The organism is Bacteroides sp. MSK.20.82, from assembly GCF_019052485.1.
Classification (GTDB): domain Bacteria; phylum Bacteroidota; class Bacteroidia; order Bacteroidales; family Bacteroidaceae; genus Bacteroides; species Bacteroides thetaiotaomicron.
The window spans coordinates 24,636-49,243 of the sequence record NZ_JAHQUN010000016.1; the positions used below are offsets into that span (position 1 = coordinate 24,636).

A 24,608-nucleotide genomic window follows, 5' to 3' on the forward strand; every position below is an offset into this window, starting at 1 on the left:
TTAATATAAAGACGTATTTCTTGTGCAATATTAAAATAAAGATAGCTATCACTATTCATAAATCACTTAAAATATATTAATTTAAAACTACCACAAACATATGTGGTCTATTTTTAAACCTTTCTGAATGATTTTTATCCCACTATAATCAGATAACTTAAAATTATACGTATTTGAATCATTCCAGCACCTATATATAAATATGATTCAGCAATTTTGCAAACAGGAAACAAGCTATTGATATTTCGAATCAATTTTGGTTATACTATTCAGTAAGCAAGAAATAAACACAGATTATTAGTTCAATCATAAATAATTAATTTATAAAACATTTCTGTATCATGAAAAAAAAATATGTGAAGATTATGTTTTTATCATTGACATTGCTGACAATTAGCACAACAGCTACTTATGCAGTTCAACCCAAAGATGATAAAAAAGAAAATGAAGCCTTACAAACCTCAACAGAGGAACATCTACCATTACTAACGATTAATGGTACAAACGCATCATCATCCTTCATTGTCAATTCCGAGGCTTTACTCGGCAAAGAAATAACAATTACAGCTCCAAACGGTTTCACCGTAACTCCGACTGTTATAGCAGCCAACTCTGGAAAACAAAAAGTGAAAGTGACCTTAAACAGTACTAAAAGACTGACTGAAGGGAAAATTATTCTGCGAAGTGGAGACGTCCGTTCATATTTAAAAGTAAAAGGATATGGAACCGCTCTTCCTGTGAAAGACATTGCAGCATCTCCTGCTTACAAGAAAGGAAATGATAAGGAATTTACCAAAGCATTCACTCCAAATTCAAAAGGATATACTATCGAATTCAAAATAAAAACAGATGACTCGGAGAAAAGCTTTTATCCTTATTTTGTAAACGAAAAAGGTTATGGATTCAAAGCATATATTACCTCTAATGAAATCGGATTATTCAATGCCTACAAAAAAGAAATTACCAATCCTGCAACAAATGGAAAAGCAGGAGGAAAAGGTAAGTTCTATAATAATGATGGACAAGCACATATTTATCGTTTTGCCATAACACCAGATAACCGTGCCTTCATTTACAGAGATGGAATTCCTGTAGATTCCGTTAGAATTATAGACTACGCTCCCCAGCCAAACTTTGCAGAGAAAGTTGGCAAACCAGTAGAAAATCTTTTAAAGAACCCAAACTTCGAAGGAGAATTTGATATAAATCCAGAAACGAAGTTAGTTAGTAGAGTGGAAGGATGGGATGTTGTTATTAGCGACCGTTGGAATTCAGAACAACAAATTCTTCCTGAAGAAATTGATAATAATCAGGACCTGGACAATCATGTTTTTGAAATTAGACCCTATAAATGGGCAGCTGGCTGGAGTGATGGTATCCTAATGCAAGTGGTAGATGTTGTACCGAATGAAAATTACACACTATCTGCTCTATTAAAAGGAGGAATAGCAAAAAAAGAAGGAAAACTCACCGGTAAAATGATTATAGAAGAAGTGCAAGACCCTGAAAAAAAAGTCATAACAGAAATTGCCAGTGACAACTGGGAAACTTATTCAATGGACTATACTACTTCTGCCGAATGTAACCAAATTCGCGTATCCTTTACAGTAGGACGTGGAGGATGGGGAAATGATATCGGAGCTGTCCGTGTAGACAACGCTAAACTGACCGGCACATCACGTACATACTCGCCCAAATTCGGTTTTATAGATAATACTGCTGATGTGGAATATTTCACAATTGACGAATCTGGAGCCTATGCCCCTGCACAGCCCGAAATAACTATTAATATTGAAGACTAAAATAACGAAAACATGAGAATAACTCTATTTATCTGCTTTATGTTCTCATTCACCTCTATTTTTTCACAAAACACCCAGATCAGTCCGGGTGTTTTGTGGAATGACATAGATGGGGAGCAAATTAACGCACACGGTGGATGTGTCGTTTACGAAAAAGGAACTTATTATTGGTTTGGAGAAGATCGTACAGGTTTTAAATCAAATGGGGTAAGTTGTTATCAATCTAAAGACTTATACAACTGGAAACGGCTGGGGTTGTCGATGAAAACGACAGGTGAAGCCAGAGAAGACATGAATGATATATCGCAGGGACGTTTGTTCGAACGTCCCAAAGTAATTTATAATCCCCAAACTAAGAAATGGGTAATGTGGAGCCATTGGGAAAGTGGAGATGGATATGGAGCTGCACGTGTTTGTGTAGCAACAAGCGATAAAATAATAGGGCCTTATGTACTTTACAAAACATTTCGCCCTAATAAAAACGAGTCCCGTGATCAGACGTTATTCGTAGATACAGACGGAAAAGCATATCATTTCTGTTCTACGGATATGAATACCAACATGAATATTGCATTACTTAGAGACGATTATCTGGAGCCGACTCCAACAGAAACTAAAATTTTAAAGGGACTTAAATATGAGGCACCCGCTATTTTTAAGGTTGGGGATATGTATTTTGGATTGTTTTCCGGTTGCACAGGCTGGGAACCCAATCCCGGGAGAAGTGCCTACAGTACTGATATACTGGGGAACTGGACAACAGGGAACAATTTTGCTGTAGATAAACTCAAACAAGTTACTTACAACTCACAAAGCTGTTATGTATTTAAAGTGGAGGGTAAAGAAAAAGCTTATATATACATGGGTGACCGTTGGAACTCTAAGGATGTAGGAAAGTCTCATCATGTGTGGTTGCCCATTAGTATGCGCTCAGGCTATCCTGTCGTAAAATGGTATGATCAATGGGATTTAACCGTGTTTAATAGTATGTATCGCTATAAAAGAGCTGCAGAAATCATACCCGGTAATATATACTCATTATTAGAAAAGACCTCTGATCGTTTAGTGTCTAAACCTGCCAATGGTTTCAGTATAGCGGATGATGATGATGACATCAATCTAAGTCTGGAGTTTATAAAGACTAATATACCCAACGTATATAAAATAAAAGATACCAAAACCGGAAAGTTTTTGGAATCACTGTTCGGAACTTTACGCCTGAATCCCGAGAAGAAAGATGATGCTCAATGCTGGGTGTTCAACCTACAGGAAGATGGTTATTATCAGATACAAAATCTGAAAGATAAGAAGTATGTTACAGTTTCCGGTTCAAATACATTTGCCGGAAGTAATTTATATCTTACTGAACTATCCAAGAAGTTAATGCAAGATTTTGCAGTATATTTCGATTCCAATAAATATAAATATAAGGAAGCAGATATATTCTCTGATGCCTACAAGGCTAATAATCTAAAACAGATGAAAGCCCAATAAATTTCTCATATGTAATTCTGATAAATTAAATTTGTTACATTATGAACATAAAAAGCCAACAGGCAAAAAATAGTTTTTTATTCATATTTATATATCTATGTAGTCTGTCTTTGCAACCAGCTTTCGCAACTCAATCGAAAGAAGTTATAACAACAGATATCTGGGCAGCCACTGCCACTGTATTCAAACTTGTCGGTGAAAAAGCTGTCAACAATGTAAAACTGAATTGGATGCAACGAGAGGACGCTGACCTTTATAGAATCTACCGGGATGGAAATTGTATTGGAGAAGCTAAAGGAAATACATACGATGATTATAATCTGAAAGCAGATAAAACTTTTACCTACCATGTAGAAGCATTTAAAGAGGGGAAGAAAATAGCCACGTCCGCTTCTCAACAAGCAACAACCTTCACCCCTAACGGCGAAACTAAAGTTTATGATAATCTAAACGGAAAATATATCACCAAAGAATCTGCCCAAAAACCTCAGGGTATGAAAATTGGGGAGCTTTATTTCTCTTATAAAATGGAAAACGTTGAAAAGGAAGTAGATGGACAAACACTCAAAGGATGGCTAGCTACAGAAAGCTTTTCTCCGACAGGGCTCAATGGTAGTTGGAGTACTTCCCGTGAACTGGCTTTTTACCCAAATGTAAAATTTGAGGGTATTGCTTTCCGATATAACGCAAAAACCGGTAAGGTAGTACTTTCAGCACATTATGAAGATCAAAGTGGATATGTTGCAGCTAAAATCTATCTGGCACAAATAACTCCCAAAGGCGAGCTCGAAGTAGGCACTATGGAACGACCATTGGGCTATGACTCTAGAGATCAATCTCTTTTCATTGATGATGACGGTACAGCTTATCTCCTTTCAGCTACAAATATGAACAGAGATATAAACATCTATAAGCTAGACCCTTCATGGACTAAGCCTGTTTTATTAGTTAATACAATATGTAAAGGACTACATCGGGAAACTCCTGCAATCATCAAAAAAGACGGAGAATATTATTTCTTCAGTTCAAAGGCTTCCGGATGGTATCCGAGTCAAACCATGTATACATCTGCCGCTGATTTAGGAGGCGAATGGACACCTATGAGAGAAATTGGCAATAATTCTACTTTTGATGCACAGTTTAACAGAATCAGTACAGTTGGAAAAACCTGCGGAGTATGGAGTTACCACTGGGGAGCGCAACGAAAATATAAAACTCCGGCTGGCAATTTCCCGAGAATTTCAATAGCCGCATTTAACAAAGGATATGCTTCGATGGATTATTACAGATACCTGGAATTTAGTGACAAATATGGTATTATCCCTGTTCAGAACGGTAAAAACCTGACATTAAATGTACCGGTGACAGCCGCTGTCCCAGGAGCGAGAGGAATTAAAGCTGATTGTATCACGGATGGAGCTTGTACTGAATCTTCTACTTATTTCCAGAAAAGTTCAAATGCTGCTACAGGTTCTCCTTATATGTTTACCATAGATATGCAGAAAGAAGCCGTGATTTCTGAGATTAATCTTTCGACAAGATTGGTTAACGGTTCCGAGGCTGCCTACAAATATACCATTGAAGGAAGCCGGGATGGAAAAAGTTATAAAATGCTCGTAGACGGCAAATTAAACTGGCAGGTAGGATTTCTAATTCTGAATATTGAAGATCCGTCGCTCTACAGATATTTACGGCTCCGCGTATACGGTGTTGTCAATGTACATAAAAACAATTCTGCAATGTGGGCAGATGGCATTTATGAATTTGCTGCTTACGGAAAACCACAATAAATAAGAAAGCAAAGTGTATTAGAAAAAGCCAGTTAACTATTTAAATGTTGACTGGCTTTTCATTTTGCATCGATCACAAAAAGTTACCCTATTAAGCTTTCTGTATTTAACGATTCCATTATTCGTTAATATATACCATTTTGTACAAGCAAATAATAAACTAAAGCCCAATCCTGATCATTTGCATATGGATCGTAGAATCCGCCCTTTACTCCGTTAACCTTATTTGGATAAATATAGGCGCAAGAAGCTTTTCCATCTTCAAAGAATAAACACAGATTATTTCTCACAATATTCTCTGCACGCTCTTTATATGAATGATCTCCCGTACATTGCGAATAAAGATAAAAAGCAGCTCCTGACAATGTACTCCAATAGTGTGGAAAAGTATCTCCCCACATTTCCCGCTTACCAAACCAATAACCATCCCAATGACGAACAGCTATTTCATTCAAATGATAACTGGGTTGTTTGCCATTGAAAGCTTCCAATACAGGCATTTGAATCTTTGCCCCATCCAAATATTTCTGCCTTCCGGTTTCCATATAAAGTTGAAGCAAGAACATGACTGATGGAGCTACAATGGCTTGTTCGTAGTTTACTTCACTAGCCGGATAATTCAAACCATTTTTCAAAAAAGTATCACCAACCGCAATATAATCATTCTCCAACTCTTGATATTCTCTTTGCATATCAGCATTTTTTAAAGTTTGCAGTCCTAAGCGAACCGGTATACCTATGGCATAAAAACCATGTCCGAACTGTTTGAACATAGACCGCAAAGTCATATAACCATGTTTAGCATATTGTTTGTCATTGGTTATTTTATACATCTGGAAATAAAAATCCGCTACCCATACATAATTGTACGCCCTGTTACGTCCCTTCTGATCGACTGAAGAGAAAGTCTTATAGTCAGCATCTTGCAATCTATTACGCAAAAAACTTGCATATCGCAATAAAGATGCCTTTACTTCAGCAACAGGATGCAATTGATAATACTTTGCTAAAAGTACCCCCATACCGACTCTTTCAGCACCTTCATCCCTGTCAACCGGATTACAGTTATGCGTATTATTCAGATATATTTCATTCTTTTCATTATCATAAACCATATAAGCATCTCTACGCGTATTCGAACTTTTCATCTGTTGATTTGCAACTATAAACTCTACTCGTTTTTTAATCAAATCATCCACACTACTAATCACCAAACAATTTGCATGAGTTTTTTTCCCTGTGCCATATAGTATATCAAAACGCACTTCTCCTAACTGATCCATTACTACTTCAGCATACCATGCTGTTCCTTGTTTTTTCATAGGAATAGTGACATCATTCTTTTTAAGCATACAGCCTTTTACCATCTGCCCACCTGATATTTTCACAAGGGCAGTTTCTCCTTTCTCAAATACATACTTGTTGCAAGATACCCAAACACTCTCTCTTTCCAATAACTTTTGACGAAAATCATCTTCACCTTTATGCGAAAAGATATACCACGAAAATACTTGTTCATCACCCGGCATCAATTTCATATCCGGAAGATTCAAAGAAATAATTCCCCTTGTATGAGAGTTACCCTTATTTCTATCACGCTCTGATATTTCATAACTTTTAATTTCGCCTTCCCTCAAAACCAGTCCCAAATGTGGAGCATATCCCCCCATACGTATCGCGTTTACATAAGCTGCATTATCACCCTCCCATATATGAGCATTAGCCCGCATATTTATACAAGTTTGTGCCCCTGGATAGTTATCATTGAATGGAGTATAGATGCCTATATCCGATAAAAGTATTTCCTCTGTTCCATCATTTTGGAAAGTATACTCTTCTATTAAATCTTCTCCTCTCATACTCCTTTCTACAAGGATACATATATCTCCAACTCGATAAGTAACTTCTCTCCCATCCTGCTTTATACTGGCAGGAAGATTCCAAAACAACTTGTTTTTCTGATTTCTTCTCACCTCAGTGAAATAGCCAAGTCCCCAACCATAATTCTCCTTTATCCAAGGATATTGGCTACCATCTGTTGCTATCAGCCAATTCATATTCTGTTTATCATTATCAATATTCATTGATTGTATGGCTCCAGTTTTCGAATTCACTGTAAAGTTTACTTTTTGGGCTTTAACAGAAATACATATTACTGTCAACAACCCAATACCACAAAGCTTTAAAAAAGGATTCTTTACTTTTCCCATTGACATCATCCTATTTTTCTTAAAACAGGGCTTACTTCTTTTAGATAAATCTAAATCCATTGTTTTTCATTTAATTAATTATAGCTATTAAAAATCTTATTTCCAAGTAATTATTCAAAGATAATTCTTTTCAAAAGGGAAAAAGTACTATAATCATTCAAAAGGGAACAGTAATAAATAAAATACCTCATCCTTGTCGAGGCAATTCCCCGTTTGACTAAATTTCATTCAAATCTGTTCAATTTTAATTCAATATTTCAAAATCCGGTTGATTAATCAATTGTATATCCAAGCAGGATACACTTAGAGAGCAAATAGTAAAAAGAAAAAATTCAATCCATTTATTCGCTAGAATCAAAGAAAGTCCCTATCTTTACCCCAAGTAATTTTTATTATTCACCATTAAATGTAAATATTATGGCAAGTAGAAGAGAACTTAAAAAGAACGTAAACTATATCGCAGGAGAATTATTCACCGAGTGCTTAATCAATAGTATGTTTATCCCTGGTACTGACAAGGCTAAAGCTGATGAACTGATGGCTGAAGTTTTAAGAATGCAGGATGAATTTGTCAGCCGCATCAGCCATACAGAGCCGGGCAATGTGAAAGGCTTTTATAAGAAATTCCGAGTAGATTTCAATGCAAAAGTTAACGAGATTATTGAGGCCATCGGGAAATTGAATTAAAGATCAGAATGAAGAAAGCAATTTATAGCTTTATCTATTACCGCCTGTTAGGGTGGAAGACAAACGTTACGGTACCTAATTATGATAAATGCGTGATATGTGCCGCACCACACACAACGAACCTTGATTTATTTATTGGAAAACTGTTTTATGGAGCATTAGGCCGTAAAACAAGTTTCATGATGAAAAAAGACTGGTTCTTTTTTCCGTTAGGAATTATTTTTAAAGCTGTAGGCGGAATTCCCGTAGACCGTAGTCGGAAAACTTCGCTGGTCGACCAGATGGTTCATCATTTTGCTGAATGCAAAAAGTTTCATCTGGCTATCACACCCGAAGGAACCCGCAAGGCGAACCCGAACTGGAAAAAAGGGTTTTATTACATCGCCCTTAAGGCTCAAGTGCCTATCGTTCTGATCGGTATTGACTACAGTACAAAGACCATAACGTCCACTAAAGCAATTATGCCGACGGGAGATCTTAATAAAGATATGCGGGAAATCAAACTGTACTTCAAGGATTTCAAAGGAAAACATCCTGAGAATTTTGCACTTGGAGAACTTTAAGAATAAAGTAATAAGTAATAGGTATTAAGTATTAATCGTAGCTGCTGAAATGCTGCTCCGTATGGTATATTACCTATTACTTATTCCTTATTACCTATTACTTATTCCCTATTACTTAAAACAGGCATCATGGATTCGATTCGTATTTCCATAGTACAAACCGATATCGTTTGGGAAAACAAACAAGAAAATCTCCGTTTGCTCCACGAGAAGCTGCAAAGTCTCCGTGGAACAACGGAGATTGTTGTTTTACCGGAGATGTTTTCTACAGGATTCAGTATGCAGAGTGATATGCTGGCGGAAGCAAATTCCGGTGAGACGATTGCAACACTGAAACAATGGGCTTCTTTGTTTCAAGTGGCCATCTGCGGGAGTTATATCACTGTAGACAACGGAAGATATTACAATCGCGCTTTCTTCCTGACACCGGAAGGAAAAGAATTCTATTATGATAAACGCCATCTGTTCCGCATGGGACGTGAGGCAGAACATTTCTCGGCAGGCGATGAACGTCTGATTATCCCTTACCGTGGCTGGAATATCTGTCTGCTTGTATGCTACGATCTTCGTTTTCCGGTGTGGAGCCGGAACGTAGCCAATCAATATGACCTATTAATATATGTAGCAAACTGGCCTATCCCCCGCCGCCTGGCATGGGATACGCTGCTTCGTGCCCGTGCCCTTGAAAATCAGTGTTACGTGTGCGGGGTTAACAGAGTAGGTATAGACGGATATCGGCTGAAATACAACGGAGGAAGCAAAATCTATTCAGCGCTCGGAGAAGAAGCGGCTTCCGTGCCCGACGAAACGGAGGGCATAGCAACCGCTACGCTTCATCTGACCGCACTTCATCAGTTCAGAGAAAAGTTTCCGGTATGGAAAGATGCAGACGAATTCCAACTCCGCCATTCGTGATAAAACAAATGTTAAAAACGATTTGAAGGTGCAACAATACCTAGAAGTTAGTAGTTAATTATATAGACTTCTTTTGTATCTTTGTCGTGAAAATACAGTCGTAAGGACTCTAATCTTACATAACTTAATTAACAACTTTATGAAAACAAATCTTAGTTCTCAAATCACTCTCCACAGGGTCTCCCCCAGATACTACAGACCGGAGAATGCATTTGAAAAATCAGTCTTGACAAGACTCGAGAAAATACCTACAGACATTTATGAGTCTGTAGAAGAAGGGGCTAACTACATTGCTTGCGAAATAGCACAAACCATCCGCGAAAAACAGAAAGCAGGACGCTTTTGCGTACTAGCACTCCCCGGAGGTAACTCACCCAGCCATGTCTATTCGGAACTGATCCGCATGCATAAGGAAGAAGGACTGAGCTTCCGTAACGTGATCGTATTTAATATGTATGAATACTATCCGTTGACTGCCGATGCTATCAACAGTAACTTCAATGCTTTGAAGGAAATGTTGCTGGATCATGTCGATATTGACAAACAGAATATATTCACTCCCGACGGAACCATCGCCAAAGATACCATCTTTGAATATTGCCGTCTGTACGAACAGCGCATCGAAAGTTTCGGAGGCATTGACATTGCCCTGCTGGGTATCGGTCGTGTAGGTAATATCGCATTCAACGAACCGGGTTCACGTCTGAACTCTACCACACGTCTGATCTTATTGGACAATGCATCACGCAACGAAGCATCCAAGATTTTCGGAACGATAGAAAATACTCCGATCAGCTCTATCACAATGGGAGTATCTACCATTCTTGGCGCTAAAAAGGTATATTTGCTGGCATGGGGGGAAAATAAGGCTGCAATGATCAAAGAATGTGTGGAAGGTCCGATTAGTGACACAATTCCTGCATCTTATCTGCAAACTCACAACAATGCTCATGTAGCGATCGACCTTTCGGCTTCCATGAACTTAACACGCATTCAACGTCCATGGCTGGTAACATCCTGCGAGTGGAATGATAAACTGATCCGCAGCGCTATCGTATGGCTGTGCCAGTTGACAGGCAAACCGATTCTGAAGCTGACCAACAAGGACTACAACGAAAACGGTCTGAGCGAACTTCTGGCATTGTTTGGTTCTGCCTACAATGTAAATATCAAGATTTTCAATGACTTGCAGCATACCATCACCGGATGGCCGGGTGGCAAACCTAATGCTGATGATACCTACCGTCCGGAACGTGCCAAACCGTATCCGAAACGTGTGGTTATCTTCTCTCCACATCCGGATGACGACGTTATCTCCATGGGAGGAACCCTCCGCCGCCTGGTAGAACAGAAACATGAGGTACACGTAGCTTACGAAACTTCCGGTAACATTGCCGTAGGTGATGAGGAAGTGGTTCGTTTCATGCATTTCATCAACGGATTCAATCAGATTTTCAATAACAGCGAAGACTTGGTAATCAGCGAGAAATATGCAGAAATACGCAAGTTCCTGAAAGAAAAGAAAGACGGTGATATGGACAGCCGTGACATTCTGACTATCAAAGGTTTGATTCGTCGTGGTGAAGCCCGTACTGCTTCTTCATACAATAATATTCCGTTAGATCGGGTACATTTCCTTGACTTGCCGTTCTATGAAACCGGTAAGATTCAGAAAAATCCGATTAGCGAGGCTGACGTAGAGATCGTACGCAACCTGCTTCGTGAAGTGAAGCCTCATCAGATTTTCGTAGCCGGAGACTTGGCTGACCCGCATGGCACACACCGTGTATGTACGGATGCAGTATTCGCTGCTGTCGATCTTGAAAAAGAAGAAGGAGCCAAATGGTTGAAAGACTGTCGTATCTGGATGTATCGTGGTGCGTGGGCTGAATGGGAAATTGAGAACATCGAAATGGCTGTGCCTATCAGTCCGGAAGAGCTTCGTGCAAAACGTAATTCTATCCTGAAGCATCAGTCGCAGATGGAAAGCGCTCCGTTCTTAGGCAATGACGAACGTCTGTTCTGGCAACGCAGCGAAGACCGTAACCGTGGCACAGCAACGTTGTATGATCAGTTAGGACTGGCATCGTATGAAGCAATGGAGGCATTTGTAGAATACATTCCTCTATAAGAAAGAAAATTCTTAATTAATAGAATATAAAACAATCAAAGAAGAGTGGGCAGTTCGATACTTCCCACTCTTTTTTTGTTTATTTTTGCAGGAGATTTTGCCACAGAATGCAATGGACTTACATGAATGCGAGATTCATTTCGTATTCTCCTTCCAAAAGGGGAAATGCCATCAAGGGGAAAGTGGCGGACATAGATAATCATAGGATGCAACCTAAAGAGTGGAACGATGAAAAAAATAATAGTCTTTCTTCTGTGCCTGACAATGGGCACCAGTCTTCTCTTCGCTCAGGATATTGAGAGAAATATAAAAGAGCGGTTAACGGATTACTTTGCCAAATACACAGCGACAGCTAAAATCAGTACACCGAAGCTGAACAGTTTCGATATTGATTATGACCGCAGAACCATTCAGATTTATGCTTCGGAAAGCTTCGCCTACCAGCCATTTCTGCCGGAAACGGTAGAAACCATCTACAATCAGATGAAAGAACTGCTCCCCGGTCCGGTAAACTATTATCAGATCACCATTTATGCAGATGGAAAGCCCATTGAAGAATTAATTCCCAACTTATACAGAAGCAAGAAAAAAGATAAAGAACGAATGGCGCTGAACACCGAATACAAAGGTGCTCCATGGGTGAAAAACACTTCCCGCCCCAATGAGATATCCCGAGGATTGCAGGACCGGCATATTGCCCTCTGGCAAAGTCACGGTAATTACTATAAGAATGACAAAGGCGAATGGGGATGGCAACGCCCCCGATTATTCTGCACTACAGAAGATATGTTCACTCAGTCTTTCATTCTTCCATATGTCATTCCGATGTTGGAAAATGCCGGTGCCATAGTGTATACTCCTCGCGAACGGGATACACAAAAGAATGAAATCATCGTTGACAATGATACTCCGAATGCTTCCCTTTATTTGGAAGCAGGCAGTAAGAAAGCACGCTGGACGACTACTTCCGTGAAAGGATTCGCCCAGAAAAAAGCCATTTACAAAGATGGGGAAAATCCTTTCACTGACGGTACCAGCCGGTATATTCAAACAGAAAAGAAGAAAAAAAAGAATAAGGATCAGGCTTTTGCCGAATGGGTACCTACCCTGCCGGCAACCGGAAAATATGCGGTTTATGTTTCATATCAGACACTACCCAATAGCGTGAGTGATGCCAAATACCTCGTCTTTCATAATGGGGGTGTCACGGAATTTAAGGTCAATCAGAAAATAGGCAGCGGTACTTGGGTGTATCTCGGAACTTTTGAGTTTGACAAAGGAAATAATGACTACGGTATGGTTGTGCTTAGTAATGAAAGTAGCGAGCATGGCGTAGTGTGTGCAGATGCCGTACGCTTCGGAGGCGGAATGGGTAATATCTCACGAGGAGGAAAAATAAGCGGACTTCCCCGTTATCTGGAAGGAGCACGATATTCATCCCAGTGGGCCGGTATGCCATACGATGTATATGCCGGACGCAAAGGAGAAAACGATTATACAGACGATATCAATACACGTTCCAATACAATCAACTATCTGTCGGGAGGCTCTGTCTATAATCCGGGACAAGCGGGTTTAGGTGTACCTCTGGAAATGACTATGGCACTTCATAGTGACGCAGGATGCAGTAAAGACGATGAAATCATCGGTTCGCTCGGCATCTATACCACCGATTTCAATAATGGCAAACTAAATTCGGGAATGGACAGATATGCTTCACGTGATCTTGCGGATATCCTGCTGACTCAAATTCAGAAAGATATTCGTACGAACTACAATCTACCATGGACACGCCGCAGCATGTGGAACCGGAATTACAGTGAAACACGACTTCCTGCTACTCCTTCCACGATTATCGAATTGCTCTCTCATCAGAACTTTGCAGATATGCAGCTCGGTCATAATCCGAATTTCAAGTTTACCGTAGGACGTGCTATCTACAAAGGTATCCTGCAATTTATAAACAGTCAACATGGCAAAGACTATGTAGTACAACCTCTTCCGGTCAGCAACTTCGCTATCCATTTCGGAAAAAAGAAAAACACACTGGAACTTACCTGGAAAGGGGAAGACGATCCACTGGAACCGACAGCCCGTCCACGGGAATATATGGTATATACACGCATCGGATACGGAGGATTCGACAACGGAACTCTGGTCAGCAAACCCTATTACAGTGTCAAAGTAGAACCGGGACTTGTCTATTCATTCAAAGTGACAGCCGTAAACCGGGGAGGAGAAAGTTTTCCTTCTGAAATCCTTTCGGCTTATAAGGCAAAACGTGAGCGAGAGAGAATCTTGATTATCAATGGATTCGACAGAATCAGCGGTCCGGCTGTCATTAACACACCGGACAAAGCCGGATTTGATCTGGAACAGGATCCGGGAGTACCTTATTTGTCCAATATCTCTTTTTGCGGGACACAAAGCGGATTCAACCGTTCACAAGCTGGAAAAGAAGGAGAAGGCAGCCTGGGACACAGCGGCAGCGAACTGGAGGGCATGGAGATAGCAGGAAATACGTTTGATTATCCTTTCATTCATGGAAAAGCCATTCAGGCAGCAGGGAAATACAGTTTTGTTTCATGCAGCGACGAAGCGGTAGAGAATGGAATCGTCACTTTAGAAGATTACCCGATCGTAGACTATATACTCGGACTTGAAAAGGAAGACCCGATAGCCAAAGCATATTACAAAACATTCTCTTCACCGATGCAAAGACTGATTACAAGCTATTGCCAGTCAGGAGGTCATTTGTTCGTCAGCGGTGCGTATGTGGGAAGTGACATGAGCGGAACACAAGGGAACCGGGAGTTTACAGAGAAAGTTTTGAAATACGGTTATCAGAACAGTCTGACAGATAAAAGCTCCGGTCAAATCAATGGATTAGGACGCAGCATCACGATCCCCCGCCTGCCCAATGAAAACAGTTATGCTGTTACGGCACCGGACTGCATCGTTCCGGTAGCTCCCGCATTTCCAGTATTTACATATGCACGTGGCAATCAGTCGGCAGGTATTGCTTACAAAGGAGCAGACTATCGTACCTTTGTACTCGGCTTTCCTTTCGAAAGCATTCAGTCGGAAACAGATCGCGCCAGCATTATGGCCGGGATACTAGGTTTCTTTACTCAGAAATAAAGTACTCACGGATATAAGATTTATTTTCTGAAAGCCCGGATAAAAATATCCGGGCTTTTTTAATCCGTTTTTCATTTTAAATTCTATCTTTGCTCCTAGTAATAACCCTTAAAACTAAAAAACGATGTATACTATACAAGCAAACCCTAGCGGTACACGCAGCATAGAGGTGTCCAGCGAAAATCTGAAAACAATCGAGAAATACGCCTTATTCCGCCATCTCATCGATAGTACCGGAATTGTAGACGAACCCGTACTGGATAAACTGAAACTAAATATTCGTTCCCTGATTGCCAGTCAGGAAGAGGACAGTAAAGAATTGCTGGATCTTTGCATAGATGTTATTTATCACAATAACATGAAAGCATTCGGCCTGCAACAACTCATCAAGCTCTATCTCACCTGGCTTTCCACTCAGGATGCGGAAGAGGAGGAAGAATAATGATTACGGTAGATACCTGCGGAACAACAGCTTACAGTCCTTTGATTCCTGCAATCAAAGCTATATGCGAGGCTCCTTTCGGTGAAACGCTCGAAATTATCATGAATCATGCAGATGCTTTCCAGGACTTAAAGGAATATCTTTCCGAGCAAAGCATCGGTTTTCGTGAGATCTATGACGGAGAGCAAATGACATTGCAATTTACAATCAATGAGAAGTTTTAAAAAAACATCTTAATGATTGAAGTTAAACATCCCAATGAATAAAAAAATCATTGGGATGTTTTTTATTATCCGTATCTTTGCGGCATGAAAGAATATCGATTGACCGATTGGTTACCTACCACCAAGAAAGAAGTGGAACTCCGCGGATGGGATGAACTGGATGTCATTCTTTTCAGCGGTGATGCTTACGTAGACCATCCCTCATTTGGCGCTGCCGTCATCGGACGTATCCTCGAAGCGGAAGGTTTGAAAGTTGCGATCATCCCCCAGCCCAACTGGCGTGATGACCTGCGTGACTTCAGAAAGCTGGGTCGTCCCCGATTATTCTTCGGCATCTCTGCCGGAAGTATGGACTCGATGGTTAACAAATACACTGCCAACAAGCGTCTGCGCAGTGAGGATGCGTACACTCCGGACGGTCGTCCGGATATGCGTCCGGAGTATCCTTCCATCGTATACAGTCAGATTCTAAAAAAACTCTATCCGGACGTTCCCGTTATATTAGGAAGCATTGAAGCGAGTTTGCGCCGTCTGAGTCATTATGATTACTGGCAGGATAAAGTTCAGAAAAGTATCTTATGCGATAGTGGCGCAGACTTGCTGATCTATGGTATGGGAGAAAAGCCGATTGTAGAACTAACCCGGAAAATGAAGGAACTGCTTCCTGCGGAGGATGCTTCATTGACAGCCGGTGAACTCAAGAAAATAGCGGGAACTATCCCTCAGACAGCCTATCTCTGTCGTGCGACAGAGTGGACTCCTGCCGCAGACGATATTCAGCTTTACTCACATGAAGAGTGTCTGGCTGACAAAAAGAAACAGGCCAGCAATTTCCGGCACATCGAAGAAGAATCCAATAAATATGCGGCTTCCCGTATCACACAAGAGGTAGATAATAAAGTGGTCGTTGTCAATCCTCCTTATCCTCCGATGAGCCAGGAAGAGCTTGATCATTCGTACGATCTGCCCTATACCCGCCTTCCCCATCCTAAATACAAAGGAAAGCGGATTCCCGCATATGACATGATAAAGTTCTCCGTCAACATCCATCGGGGATGCTTCGGCGGTTGTGCATTCTGCACCATTTCCGCACATCAGGGGAAGTTTATCGTCAGCCGCAGCAAGGAGTCTATCTTGAAGGAAGTAAAGGAGGTGATGCAGTTGCCCGACTTCAAAGGGTATTTAAGTGACCTTGGAGGCCCTTCCGCCAATATGTATCAGATGAAGGGTAAAGATGAAGCAATATGCAAAAAGTGCAAACGCCCGTCATGTATTCATCCCAAAGTGTGCCCGAATCTTAATTCGGACCACCGCCCGTTATTGGATATATATAAAGCGGTAAATGCCATCCCCGGCATAAAAAAATCATTTATCGGCAGTGGAGTGCGCTACGACTTATTGCTCCATCAGAGTAAAGACGCCGCCGCCAATCGCAGCACGGCTGAATACACACGCGAGTTGATTGTCAATCATGTGAGCGGACGATTGAAAGTAGCTCCGGAGCATACCAGCGACCGGGTGTTATCCATCATGCGCAAACCTTCATTCGAGCAGTTTGAAACTTTCAAAAAAATATTCGACCGTATCAACCGGGAAGAGAATCTACGTCAGCAACTTATACCGTACTTTATCTCTTCGCACCCCGGCTGCAAGGAAGAAGACATGGCGGAACTGGCTGTTATCACCAAACGGCTGGACTTTCATCTGGAGCAAGTACAGGACTTTACCCCTACTCCGATGACTGTAGCCACCGAAGCATGGTACAGCGGATTTCATCCCTATACACTGGAACCTGTATTCAGTGCCAAAACACAACGGGAGAAACTGGCGCAACGACAATTCTTCTTCTGGTATAAGCCGGAAGAACGAAAGAATATTCTGAATGAGTTAAGACGTATCGGCCGACAGGATCTGATAGACAAGTTATACGGAAAGAGAAACAAATGAAACCATTAAAACGGCTTCCCTATTGACTTTGCCTTTTAAATTTCGTATATTTGTGGAAACAAATCCGGAATTAAAAGCATGAAACGTACAAATATAAAGACATAAAGATATAATTTACATGTATAAGAGTACATTGTAAGGAGTAAGAATGGGGTGAAGTCCGCAAGGATTTCACCCCATTTTGTTTAATTAATTCCTCTCATTCCGAAGAATTTAGCAAAATATAGTTTATAATAAACTTGGGACCCGTTTATTATAAACGTCCTCACTATTTATTATAAACGTGATGTGAGTTTATGAAGTAACTTGTATAAGAAAGAGAAAACAAAAATCACAGATGACAGAGAAAAGGCATCAGACGAAAATATATTCATACATTTATAATGAACAATATACTTTTACTAATACCTTCCTGTTCTCTTTCCAATCATGATAAATAAATCATGGAGCAGCCTTTTCAGAAAGAGGTGTCGAATTAAAATTTATATCCTTTGTCGGAGTGATGGTATTGGTAGCTAACTCATAGACGAAATATATAGAAAGAGCCGGTGAATATACAGCAAATTTTGTACTCCCAGTCTGATTATAGTAAAGCCTGAATGTGCAAATATCAGTAGCGGAAATGAATGGTTCCTTTTTCAGATGTGAATGGATAGGAAAAACAATCATTGGCATTTGATCCGTAACTTCTACCGGAAGAAGACCGGAATGAAATTTCCTCCATGATTGGATTTCTCCTTCTTTATCAGCAATAAACAAGTAGTCATTGCCGAAAGGTATAACCCCTCCTTTGGATGTCCCAGAAATAGCATAGAATTTATAACCATCTTTAAAAGGAATGAGAATCCAGTTTAAAGGAAAGTCTTTGTAGCCATAAATCGGATATTCCTTTTCATCAGCAAATGCACTCCGTATTTTCTCTCTAACTTTAATTAAATGCATTTCATATTCGGACAGGCCTCTATGAGTCGTCACTTCCGAACAAGGTGTCGTCTCGTTAAGGAAGGAGACTTCATATGTACATTGAGACTGGTTATCAATCACAAGGCATTTAATCGTATCTCCCTGTTGATAAGTAAGAATACCTTGTATTGTTTCCATCAGTTCCGGTTTAGGCAAAAACATATCAGTGAAATTCCAGGCAGCCGTTTCATATCTGTACAAAGTATTAGCTTCTTCTACAATAGAATCACATTTCTGTTTTAGTTCAGCTTCCGTATAACTCTCTTGCGAATACACCGTTAACCACGATGATAATAGGACGATCAATGTCAGCATGTTTTTCATATTCATTATTTTTTAGATTTTAAATGGCTCTTACTTGTTCTTATCTGTGTCTTTAGATCAAAGATAAGCATTTTTGAATATAAAAAACAAACATTGCTCCTATTATTTATCAATTAATGATCATCCAGTTCTTTCACCGGCAACGCTACAATCTCCTGCAACACACTAACGGCAGTTTCCACATTAGTCACATCCTTTATCAGCATACTCCGTCGGCCGTTCTGCTCACGCAGGTCACAACGCCGGGTATATTTCATCATGTAATCTATCATTTTGCCAAACGCCTGACTCTGATAGAACGGACTATCCGCATTGGAGACAAAGAATAGCGTCATACGTCCGCCCTTCAAGAAGACTTTCTCCACTCCCAATCGCGCCGCCAAGCGACGGAGGGGAACGATGCGAAGCAATTCCTGCGTTTCCGGCGGAACAGGTCCGAAGCGGTCTTCCAGGCGGAAACGGAAGGCATCCACGTCTTTATCCAGCGTCAGTCCGTCCAGTTCGCGGTAAAGCAACATACGCTCGCTGCTGCCCGTCACATAGGTGGCCGGCAACAGAAGTTCAAGATCGCTTTCTATCTGACATTCGTCTACAAATTCTTCTCCACTGATCTGACCTTCTCCCTTTATTTCATCTGCATACAATTCTGCAAACTCATCATTCCTCAGTTCATGAACTGCTTCGGCAAGAATTTTCTGATACGTTTCGTACCCCAGATCGGCAATGAAGCCACTCTGCTCTGCTCCGAGCAGGTTACCGGCTCCACGTATATCCAAATCCTGCATAGCGATATGGATGCCACTTCCCAAATCACTGAAGTTCTCAATCGCCTGCAAGCGTCGTTTTCCTTCTGCCGTCAGACTGCTCAACGGAGGCGCCAGCAGATAACAGAAAGCCTTTTTGTTACTGCGCCCTACACGTCCACGCATCTGATGGAGGTCACTCAGACCAAAGTTCTGCGCTTGGTTGATGATGATCGTATTGGCATTCGGAATATCGATACCGCTCTCTATGATAGTAGTCGCCAAAAGCACATCATAGTCATAATTGACAAAGTCAAAAATGATCTGTTCCAGCTGTGTGGGCTCCATCTGTCCATGCCCGATGGCAACACGGCAATCGGGAATATGACGTTCGATCATCGCTTTCAGTTCCGGAAGGTTCGCAATCCGGTTGTTGACAAAGAAAACCTGACCGTTGCGGCTCATCTCAAAATTAATCGCGTCCGTAATCACTTCCTCATTAAAGGTATGTACTTCTGTCTGAATCGGATAGCGGTTAGGCGGAGGCGTAGAGATTACACTCAGGTCGCGGGCTCCCATCAGCGAGAACTGAAGCGTACGTGGAATCGGTGTGGCAGTCATGGTCAATGTATCCACATTCACCTTTAGCTGTCGCAGCTTCTCCTTCACAGAGACTCCGAATTTCTGCTCTTCATCAATGATCAGCAAGCCTAAATCTTTAAACTGAACATCTTTTCCTAAAATACGGTGGGTGCCGATAAGAATACTGACTTCTCCTTCCTTCAGTCCTTTCAATACGGCTTTGGACTGAGCTGCCGTACGGGCACGGCTCAAATATTCTACCCGGCAGGGCAGATCCTTCAAACGTTCGCGGAATGTCTGGAAATGCTGATAGGCAAGAACAGTCGTCGGCACAAGGACCGCCACCTGTTTATTATCGGCTACGGCTTTAAACGCTGCACGGATTGCTACTTCTGTCTTTCCAAAACCCACATCTCCGCACACCAAGCGATCCATCGGACGGTCACTTTCCATATCGGCCTTCACCTCCATCGTTGCCTTACTTTGGTCGGGCGTATCTTCATAGATAAAGGAAGCTTCCAGTTCACGCTGCAAGAAGCTGTCGGGGCTGTAAGAGAAACCCTTTTCCTGACGGCGCTGCGAATATAGTTTAATGAGGTCACGGGCAATATCTTTAATTTTCGCTTTCGTACGGTCTTTCAGTTTCTCCCAGGCACCGGTACCCAGTTTGTTCAGTCGCGGAGCTTCTCCGTCCTTACCTTTATATTTGGAAACTTTATGAAGGGAATGAATGGAAACGAACACGACATCCTCATTCTGAAAGACAAGTTTCAGCACTTCCTGCGTAGTATCTCCATTCGGAATGCGTACCAAACCGGAGAAACGACCGATACCATGATCCGTGTGAACCACATAATCACCCGGAGTAAACTGATTTAATTCTTTGAGGGACAGAGCGACCTTGCCCGAACGGGCCTTGTCACTTTTCAAGTTGTACTTATGGAAACGGTCGAATAGCTGATGATCCGTAAAAATACACAGATGCAGCGTATGGTCCACAAAGCCTTCATGTATCGTACGTACTACAGGAGTAAACTGAATCTTATCTCCCCGGTCTTCAAAGATGGCTCTGATACGGTCGGTCTGCTTGCTACTGTCGCTACAGATATAAAGTGAATATCCCTGTTCAAGGTAGTCCTTGAAAGAACCGGCCACCAGATCAAAGTTCTTATGAAAAATAGGTTGTACGGAAGTATGGAAAGAGATCTTTGCATCCGGCGTACCGGTCGGCTTATTTCCAAATTCCATCCGGCGGAAATCAAGGGCACGTACCGTAAATTCACTGCCGTCAATCAGCTTGCCTTCCAGCGTGATACTTCCATTTTCTTCGGCTTCCTGCACGGCAATAGCCTGCGGCGTCAAAGCCTCATCGTGCACTACCTGGATACGCTCGCGCAACCAAAGGAAGTCACGCATCGCCAAAACGGTTTCTTTAGGTATGAAATCAAGAAAAGAAGTTGTCACATCTCCCGTCACTGCCAGGTCGGGGACTATAGCCACTCCCTCTTTCCTCTCACGGGACAACTGCGACTCTACTTCAAATGTACGGATACTCTCTACTTCGTCTCCGAAAAAGTCAATACGATAAGGATATTCCGAAGCAAACGAAAAGACGTCAATAATACTACCCCGAACGGCATATTGTCCCGGCTCGTACACATAATCCACATATTCGAAACCGTAGCTATGCAGCATGTCTGTGATAAAGGTCGTGTCCAGCTTCTCTCCCACATTCAGTTTCAAGGTCTTATCGCTCAACTCCTTGCGGGATACCACTTTCTCTGCCAGCGCATCCGGATAGGTAACGATGCACAAGCCTTCTTCTCCTTTCTGCAACCGGCTCAGTACTTCTGTACGCAGAATCTCGTTGGCCGCATCCTTTTGTCCGTACTTGATGGAACGGCGGAATGAAGACGGGAAGAACAACACTTTCTCTGTTCCCAGCACTTGTGTCAGGTCATGATAAAAATAGCCCGCCTCTTCCAGATCGCCCAGTACAAAGACAAACGGACACACATCTTGTTTCACCAATACAGAAGAGAAAAGAGAAGCGGAAGAAGCACATAAGCCCCCGCAAAAAATAGTTTGAACGGACGCATCCTTCAGCAGTCGTTCCATGACTGCTGTATTAGGATGAGCGGCATATTGTTGTTGCAACTCAGTTATTGTCATAGCTATAAAATTTCACCGCAAAAGTACGAAAAAAGAACCGGGATTGATATAGTCACACCGAAGTTTTCTTCTTCAAGATTGTTTCAAGCCTTGAAACTATTGGTTTCAAACAATGAAACTAAAAGTTTCAAGGCATGAAACAAAGTGTTTTTTCAAGATGCGCAAATATAGTGCAAACCTATTAAAATTCAAATAGTTATAAAACTAATATTTTAATCGGATGTGGTGAATAAAGCTAAATAGAGCATATTTGGGAGTGAGTTATGTTACTTATCTGTTACCTCTTCCAATTTGCCTACTAATCGGATATAAGGCATTAGTTTTCAATATATTGCATTATTCTTCATAACTTCAAATACCTCAACAGTAATTAAATTTGTAACTAAAAAAGTTGAGTTATGAGAAGTACATTCAGAGTGTTGTTTTACACTAAAAATCAATCGATTAAGAATGGTAAAGTACCTGTAATGGGACGTATTACCATCAACAAGACCACAGCTTGCTTTAGCTGTAAGAAGGAGGTGTCTATTTCTTTATGGGACGCCAAAGCTAATAGGGCTAAAGGGAAATCCGAAGAAGCTAGAATGTTAAACCAGGAACTTGATAATGCCAAAGCCCAAATTGCCAAGCATTACCAATACATATGCGATCATGACAGTTTTGTCACAGCCAAGAAAGTCTATAGCCGCTATGTCGGTTTTAAAGAAGATTCCCACACCCTTATGGAGCTTTTCAGGGAACAGCTTGAGTCATACAAGGAGAAAGTAGGCAAGGAAAAGGCAAAAAGCACCTATCTTGGTTTAGTAGCCGATTATAAGAGCGCATTGCTTTTTTTGAAAGACAAAAAGAATGTTGAGGACATTGCACTTGATGAACTTGACAAAGATTTTATTGAAGACTATTATAATTGGATGTTGGGCACATGCGGCTCGGCCAGTTCTACAGCATTCGGACGTGTTAATACCATGAAATGGCTAATGCATATCGCTCAAGAGAAAGGTTTAATAAAAGTTCATCCCTTCACGGGTTTTGGATGTAAGCCGGGATATAAAAGACGTTCATTTCTCTCTGAAGAAGAACTGCAGAGGCTTATACATGTAGAATTGAGGTATAAACGTCAGCAGGCTATGCGTGACATGCTACTTTTCATGTGCTTCACAGGCCTCGCCTTCGCAGATCTGAAAGCAATTACTTATAAGAATATCCATACAGATTCTGATGGTGGCACATGGCTCATGGGAAACCGTATAAAAACAGGCGTAGCATACGTCGTGAAATTATTACCTATAGCAATTGAACTTGTAGAAAAGTATAAGGGTGATAACAAAAAGAAAGATTCTCCTGATTGCGTTTTCCCCGTCGGTGATTATGAAACCATGAAAAGTAGTTTTAAGGTTTTAGGGAAAAAGTGTGATTGTAATGTAAATATCACCCCTCATATCGGGAGACATACCTTTGCAGTTTTGGCTATATTGAAAGGCATGCCGTTAGAAACTTTGCAAAAAGTATTAGGACACAAATCGATTCTTTCCACACAAGTCTATGCTGAACTGATCAATCCGAAGGTTGGGGAAGATACGGATAGGATGTGCGACAAGATTGGTTCCGTGTATCGCTTGGCCAATTAGAATAAGTATGAAAAAACACCCTTCAGCAAATGTTGAAGGGTGTTTTTCGTATTCAGGCAGGTTGCTTATTTCAAGTAACGCCTGAAATCTTTATAGTTCTTTTTTAGTACCTCGTATAGCCCGCTTTCCGGATAGAGCAGTTTACCCCCGACGGAGGTAATTGAGGTATAAGGTATTGCCTTTTCATCCCGTAGTGTTTGTAATGTACGCTTGGAAACATGAAGCATCCGGCATACCTCATCTCCACTCAGATAATGTTCGTCTGCAATCGTCGGACGTATCCGTGCCGCAGCAGCCTCCAGATTTTTTCCTGTCCGTTTGATCCATCCGGTAAGTTCCTTGAACTCTTCCGAATCTTTAGTGATAATGTCTGCCATACTCTTTATTTTCTTTTTTTGATTAGTCCTTCCTCCAGAATTTGCTGGATGTCCACTTCTTTATAAAAGAATTTTCCACCGATATTAGAATAAGGAATCAGCCCGTTATCCCGGTAAGTCTGCAGTGCCCTTTTGGAAATATTGAGAGCCAGGCACACATCCTGCGCATCCAGTCACTTGTCCGGTGTTACGGGGGCTATTTTCTTTTGAAAGTCCATCATTTGCACGGACAGCATACTTAGTTGTTTCTTCAAGTCCTGATAAGCACTTGTTTCGATAATTGTCAGTTCCATGATTTATAAATTAAATTGTGAATAATGAAATTGGGTGCAAGATAAAGGGAATATTACTATAAATCAATCGTTTAGTTTCCAGTGTCGTTAATAGTCATTAATAGTCATTTTTTGTCAGCGTAGCTTTTCTTATACTTTTTATTTAACGGGGGAGTCGTGAAATCCGACATCCCTTATACA

At 41.1% G+C, this 24,608-nt stretch carries 17 protein-coding genes; 12 read left to right on the top strand and 5 right to left on the bottom strand.

The features are described 5' to 3' along the window. Nucleotides 1-341: 341 nt before the first annotated feature. The 3 genes from KTR07_RS14675 to KTR07_RS14685 are packed head-to-tail and all read left to right on the top strand — an operon-like array spanning nucleotide 342 to nucleotide 5,086. Nucleotides 342-1,802 (top strand): hypothetical protein, encoded by a 1,461-nt coding sequence (locus KTR07_RS14675; RefSeq protein ID WP_008766189.1) that lies wholly within the window; start codon nucleotides 342-344, stop codon nucleotides 1,800-1,802. Between the two features lie 12 nt (nucleotides 1,803-1,814). Continuing rightward, on the top strand, nucleotides 1,815-3,296 hold the full coding sequence (locus KTR07_RS14680) for a family 43 glycosylhydrolase (protein ID WP_217315451.1): 1,482 nt from the start codon (nucleotides 1,815-1,817) through the stop codon (nucleotides 3,294-3,296). Nucleotides 3,297-3,337: 41 nt separating this feature from the next. Further along, nucleotides 3,338-5,086: a family 43 glycosylhydrolase gene (locus KTR07_RS14685; RefSeq protein ID WP_008766191.1), complete on the top strand. Its 1,749-nt coding sequence runs from the start codon at nucleotides 3,338-3,340 to the stop codon at nucleotides 5,084-5,086. 125 nt (nucleotides 5,087-5,211) lie between these two features. Here KTR07_RS14685 and KTR07_RS14690 read toward each other — a convergent pair whose 3' ends face one another. Next, nucleotides 5,212-7,296 (bottom strand): hypothetical protein, encoded by a 2,085-nt coding sequence (locus KTR07_RS14690; protein WP_055217361.1) that lies wholly within the window; start codon nucleotides 7,294-7,296, stop codon nucleotides 5,212-5,214. Nucleotides 7,297-7,713: 417 nt separating this feature from the next. On the opposite strand from KTR07_RS14690, the gene KTR07_RS14695 reads away from it, so the two are divergent. The 8 genes from KTR07_RS14695 to KTR07_RS14730 all read left to right on the top strand — a co-directional run bounded on the left by KTR07_RS14695 (nucleotide 7,714) and on the right by KTR07_RS14730 (nucleotide 17,346). After that, the gene (locus KTR07_RS14695) at nucleotides 7,714-7,983 is read left to right on the top strand and encodes a hypothetical protein (protein ID WP_008766192.1); all 270 of its coding nucleotides are present in this window, start codon (nucleotides 7,714-7,716) and stop codon (nucleotides 7,981-7,983) included. Nucleotides 7,984-7,991: 8 nt separating this feature from the next. Beyond that, entirely contained in the window at nucleotides 7,992-8,546 is a 555-nt protein-coding gene (locus KTR07_RS14700; protein WP_008766193.1) for a 1-acyl-sn-glycerol-3-phosphate acyltransferase, read from the top strand. Nucleotides 8,547-8,675: 129 nt separating this feature from the next. After that, nucleotides 8,676-9,461, top strand: a complete 786-nt coding sequence (locus KTR07_RS14705) for an amidohydrolase (protein ID WP_113748581.1) — start codon at nucleotides 8,676-8,678, stop codon at nucleotides 9,459-9,461. A 139-nt stretch (nucleotides 9,462-9,600) separates the two neighbouring features. Next, nucleotides 9,601-11,592, top strand: coding sequence for a glucosamine-6-phosphate deaminase (locus tag KTR07_RS14710; RefSeq protein WP_055217359.1), 1,992 nt, complete (start codon nucleotides 9,601-9,603; stop codon nucleotides 11,590-11,592). A 228-nt stretch (nucleotides 11,593-11,820) separates the two neighbouring features. Further along, nucleotides 11,821-14,733: a xanthan lyase gene (locus tag KTR07_RS14715; protein ID WP_117981214.1), complete on the top strand. Its 2,913-nt coding sequence runs from the start codon at nucleotides 11,821-11,823 to the stop codon at nucleotides 14,731-14,733. Between the two features lie 124 nt (nucleotides 14,734-14,857). Continuing rightward, nucleotides 14,858-15,175: a hypothetical protein gene (locus KTR07_RS14720; RefSeq protein WP_008760554.1), complete on the top strand. Its 318-nt coding sequence runs from the start codon at nucleotides 14,858-14,860 to the stop codon at nucleotides 15,173-15,175. Beyond that, the gene (locus tag KTR07_RS14725; RefSeq protein ID WP_008760553.1) at nucleotides 15,175-15,399 is read left to right on the top strand and encodes a sulfurtransferase TusA family protein; all 225 of its coding nucleotides are present in this window, start codon (nucleotides 15,175-15,177) and stop codon (nucleotides 15,397-15,399) included. The genes KTR07_RS14720 and KTR07_RS14725 overlap by 1 nt, the downstream gene beginning before the upstream one ends. 84 nt (nucleotides 15,400-15,483) lie before the next feature. Beyond that, a complete protein-coding gene (locus KTR07_RS14730) occupies nucleotides 15,484-17,346 on the top strand; it encodes a YgiQ family radical SAM protein (protein WP_117981215.1) in 1,863 nt (620 codons plus the stop codon). 441 nt (nucleotides 17,347-17,787) lie between these two features. Here the strand turns inward: KTR07_RS14730 and KTR07_RS14735 are convergent, their stop codons facing one another. Together KTR07_RS14735 and mfd are read right to left on the bottom strand one after the other, a co-directional pair. Beyond that, a complete protein-coding gene (locus KTR07_RS14735) occupies nucleotides 17,788-18,633 on the bottom strand; it encodes a hypothetical protein (RefSeq protein WP_016267943.1) in 846 nt (281 codons plus the stop codon). 113 nt (nucleotides 18,634-18,746) lie between these two features. Next, entirely contained in the window at nucleotides 18,747-22,130 is a 3,384-nt protein-coding gene (mfd, locus tag KTR07_RS14740) for a transcription-repair coupling factor (RefSeq protein ID WP_117981216.1), read from the bottom strand. A gap of 398 nt (nucleotides 22,131-22,528) precedes the next feature. On the opposite strand from mfd, the gene KTR07_RS14745 reads away from it, so the two are divergent. Further along, the gene (locus KTR07_RS14745; protein WP_004311878.1) at nucleotides 22,529-23,758 is read left to right on the top strand and encodes a site-specific integrase; all 1,230 of its coding nucleotides are present in this window, start codon (nucleotides 22,529-22,531) and stop codon (nucleotides 23,756-23,758) included. A 65-nt stretch (nucleotides 23,759-23,823) separates the two neighbouring features. Here the strand turns inward: KTR07_RS14745 and KTR07_RS14750 are convergent, their stop codons facing one another. Then, entirely contained in the window at nucleotides 23,824-24,135 is a 312-nt protein-coding gene (locus KTR07_RS14750; RefSeq protein WP_004311879.1) for a helix-turn-helix domain-containing protein, read from the bottom strand. 5 nt (nucleotides 24,136-24,140) lie between these two features. Then, on the bottom strand, nucleotides 24,141-24,308 hold the full coding sequence (locus KTR07_RS14755) for a helix-turn-helix domain-containing protein (protein WP_008771129.1): 168 nt from the start codon (nucleotides 24,306-24,308) through the stop codon (nucleotides 24,141-24,143). Between the last annotated feature and the right edge of the window lie 300 nt (nucleotides 24,309-24,608).

What these genes read in the sequence shown, in the direction of transcription:
- KTR07_RS14675 (WP_008766189.1), top strand. Translation starts at nt 342, where the DNA reads ATGAAAAAAAAATATGTGAAGATTATGTTTTTATCATTGACATTGCTG.
- KTR07_RS14680 (WP_217315451.1), top strand. Translation starts at nt 1,815, where the DNA reads ATGAGAATAACTCTATTTATCTGCTTTATGTTCTCATTCACCTCTATT.
- KTR07_RS14685 (WP_008766191.1), top strand. Translation starts at nt 3,338, where the DNA reads ATGAACATAAAAAGCCAACAGGCAAAAAATAGTTTTTTATTCATATTT.
- KTR07_RS14690 (WP_055217361.1), bottom strand. Translation starts at nt 7,296, where the DNA reads ATGGGAAAAGTAAAGAATCCTTTTTTAAAGCTTTGTGGTATTGGGTTG.
- KTR07_RS14695 (WP_008766192.1), top strand. Translation starts at nt 7,714, where the DNA reads ATGGCAAGTAGAAGAGAACTTAAAAAGAACGTAAACTATATCGCAGGA.
- KTR07_RS14700 (WP_008766193.1), top strand. Translation starts at nt 7,992, where the DNA reads ATGAAGAAAGCAATTTATAGCTTTATCTATTACCGCCTGTTAGGGTGG.
- KTR07_RS14705 (WP_113748581.1), top strand. Translation starts at nt 8,676, where the DNA reads ATGGATTCGATTCGTATTTCCATAGTACAAACCGATATCGTTTGGGAA.
- KTR07_RS14710 (WP_055217359.1), top strand. Translation starts at nt 9,601, where the DNA reads ATGAAAACAAATCTTAGTTCTCAAATCACTCTCCACAGGGTCTCCCCC.
- KTR07_RS14715 (WP_117981214.1), top strand. Translation starts at nt 11,821, where the DNA reads ATGAAAAAAATAATAGTCTTTCTTCTGTGCCTGACAATGGGCACCAGT.
- KTR07_RS14720 (WP_008760554.1), top strand. Translation starts at nt 14,858, where the DNA reads ATGTATACTATACAAGCAAACCCTAGCGGTACACGCAGCATAGAGGTG.
- KTR07_RS14725 (WP_008760553.1), top strand. Translation starts at nt 15,175, where the DNA reads ATGATTACGGTAGATACCTGCGGAACAACAGCTTACAGTCCTTTGATT.
- KTR07_RS14730 (WP_117981215.1), top strand. Translation starts at nt 15,484, where the DNA reads ATGAAAGAATATCGATTGACCGATTGGTTACCTACCACCAAGAAAGAA.
- KTR07_RS14735 (WP_016267943.1), bottom strand. Translation starts at nt 18,633, where the DNA reads ATGAAAAACATGCTGACATTGATCGTCCTATTATCATCGTGGTTAACG.
- mfd (WP_117981216.1), bottom strand. Translation starts at nt 22,130, where the DNA reads ATGACAATAACTGAGTTGCAACAACAATATGCCGCTCATCCTAATACA.
- KTR07_RS14745 (WP_004311878.1), top strand. Translation starts at nt 22,529, where the DNA reads ATGAGAAGTACATTCAGAGTGTTGTTTTACACTAAAAATCAATCGATT.
- KTR07_RS14750 (WP_004311879.1), bottom strand. Translation starts at nt 24,135, where the DNA reads ATGGCAGACATTATCACTAAAGATTCGGAAGAGTTCAAGGAACTTACC.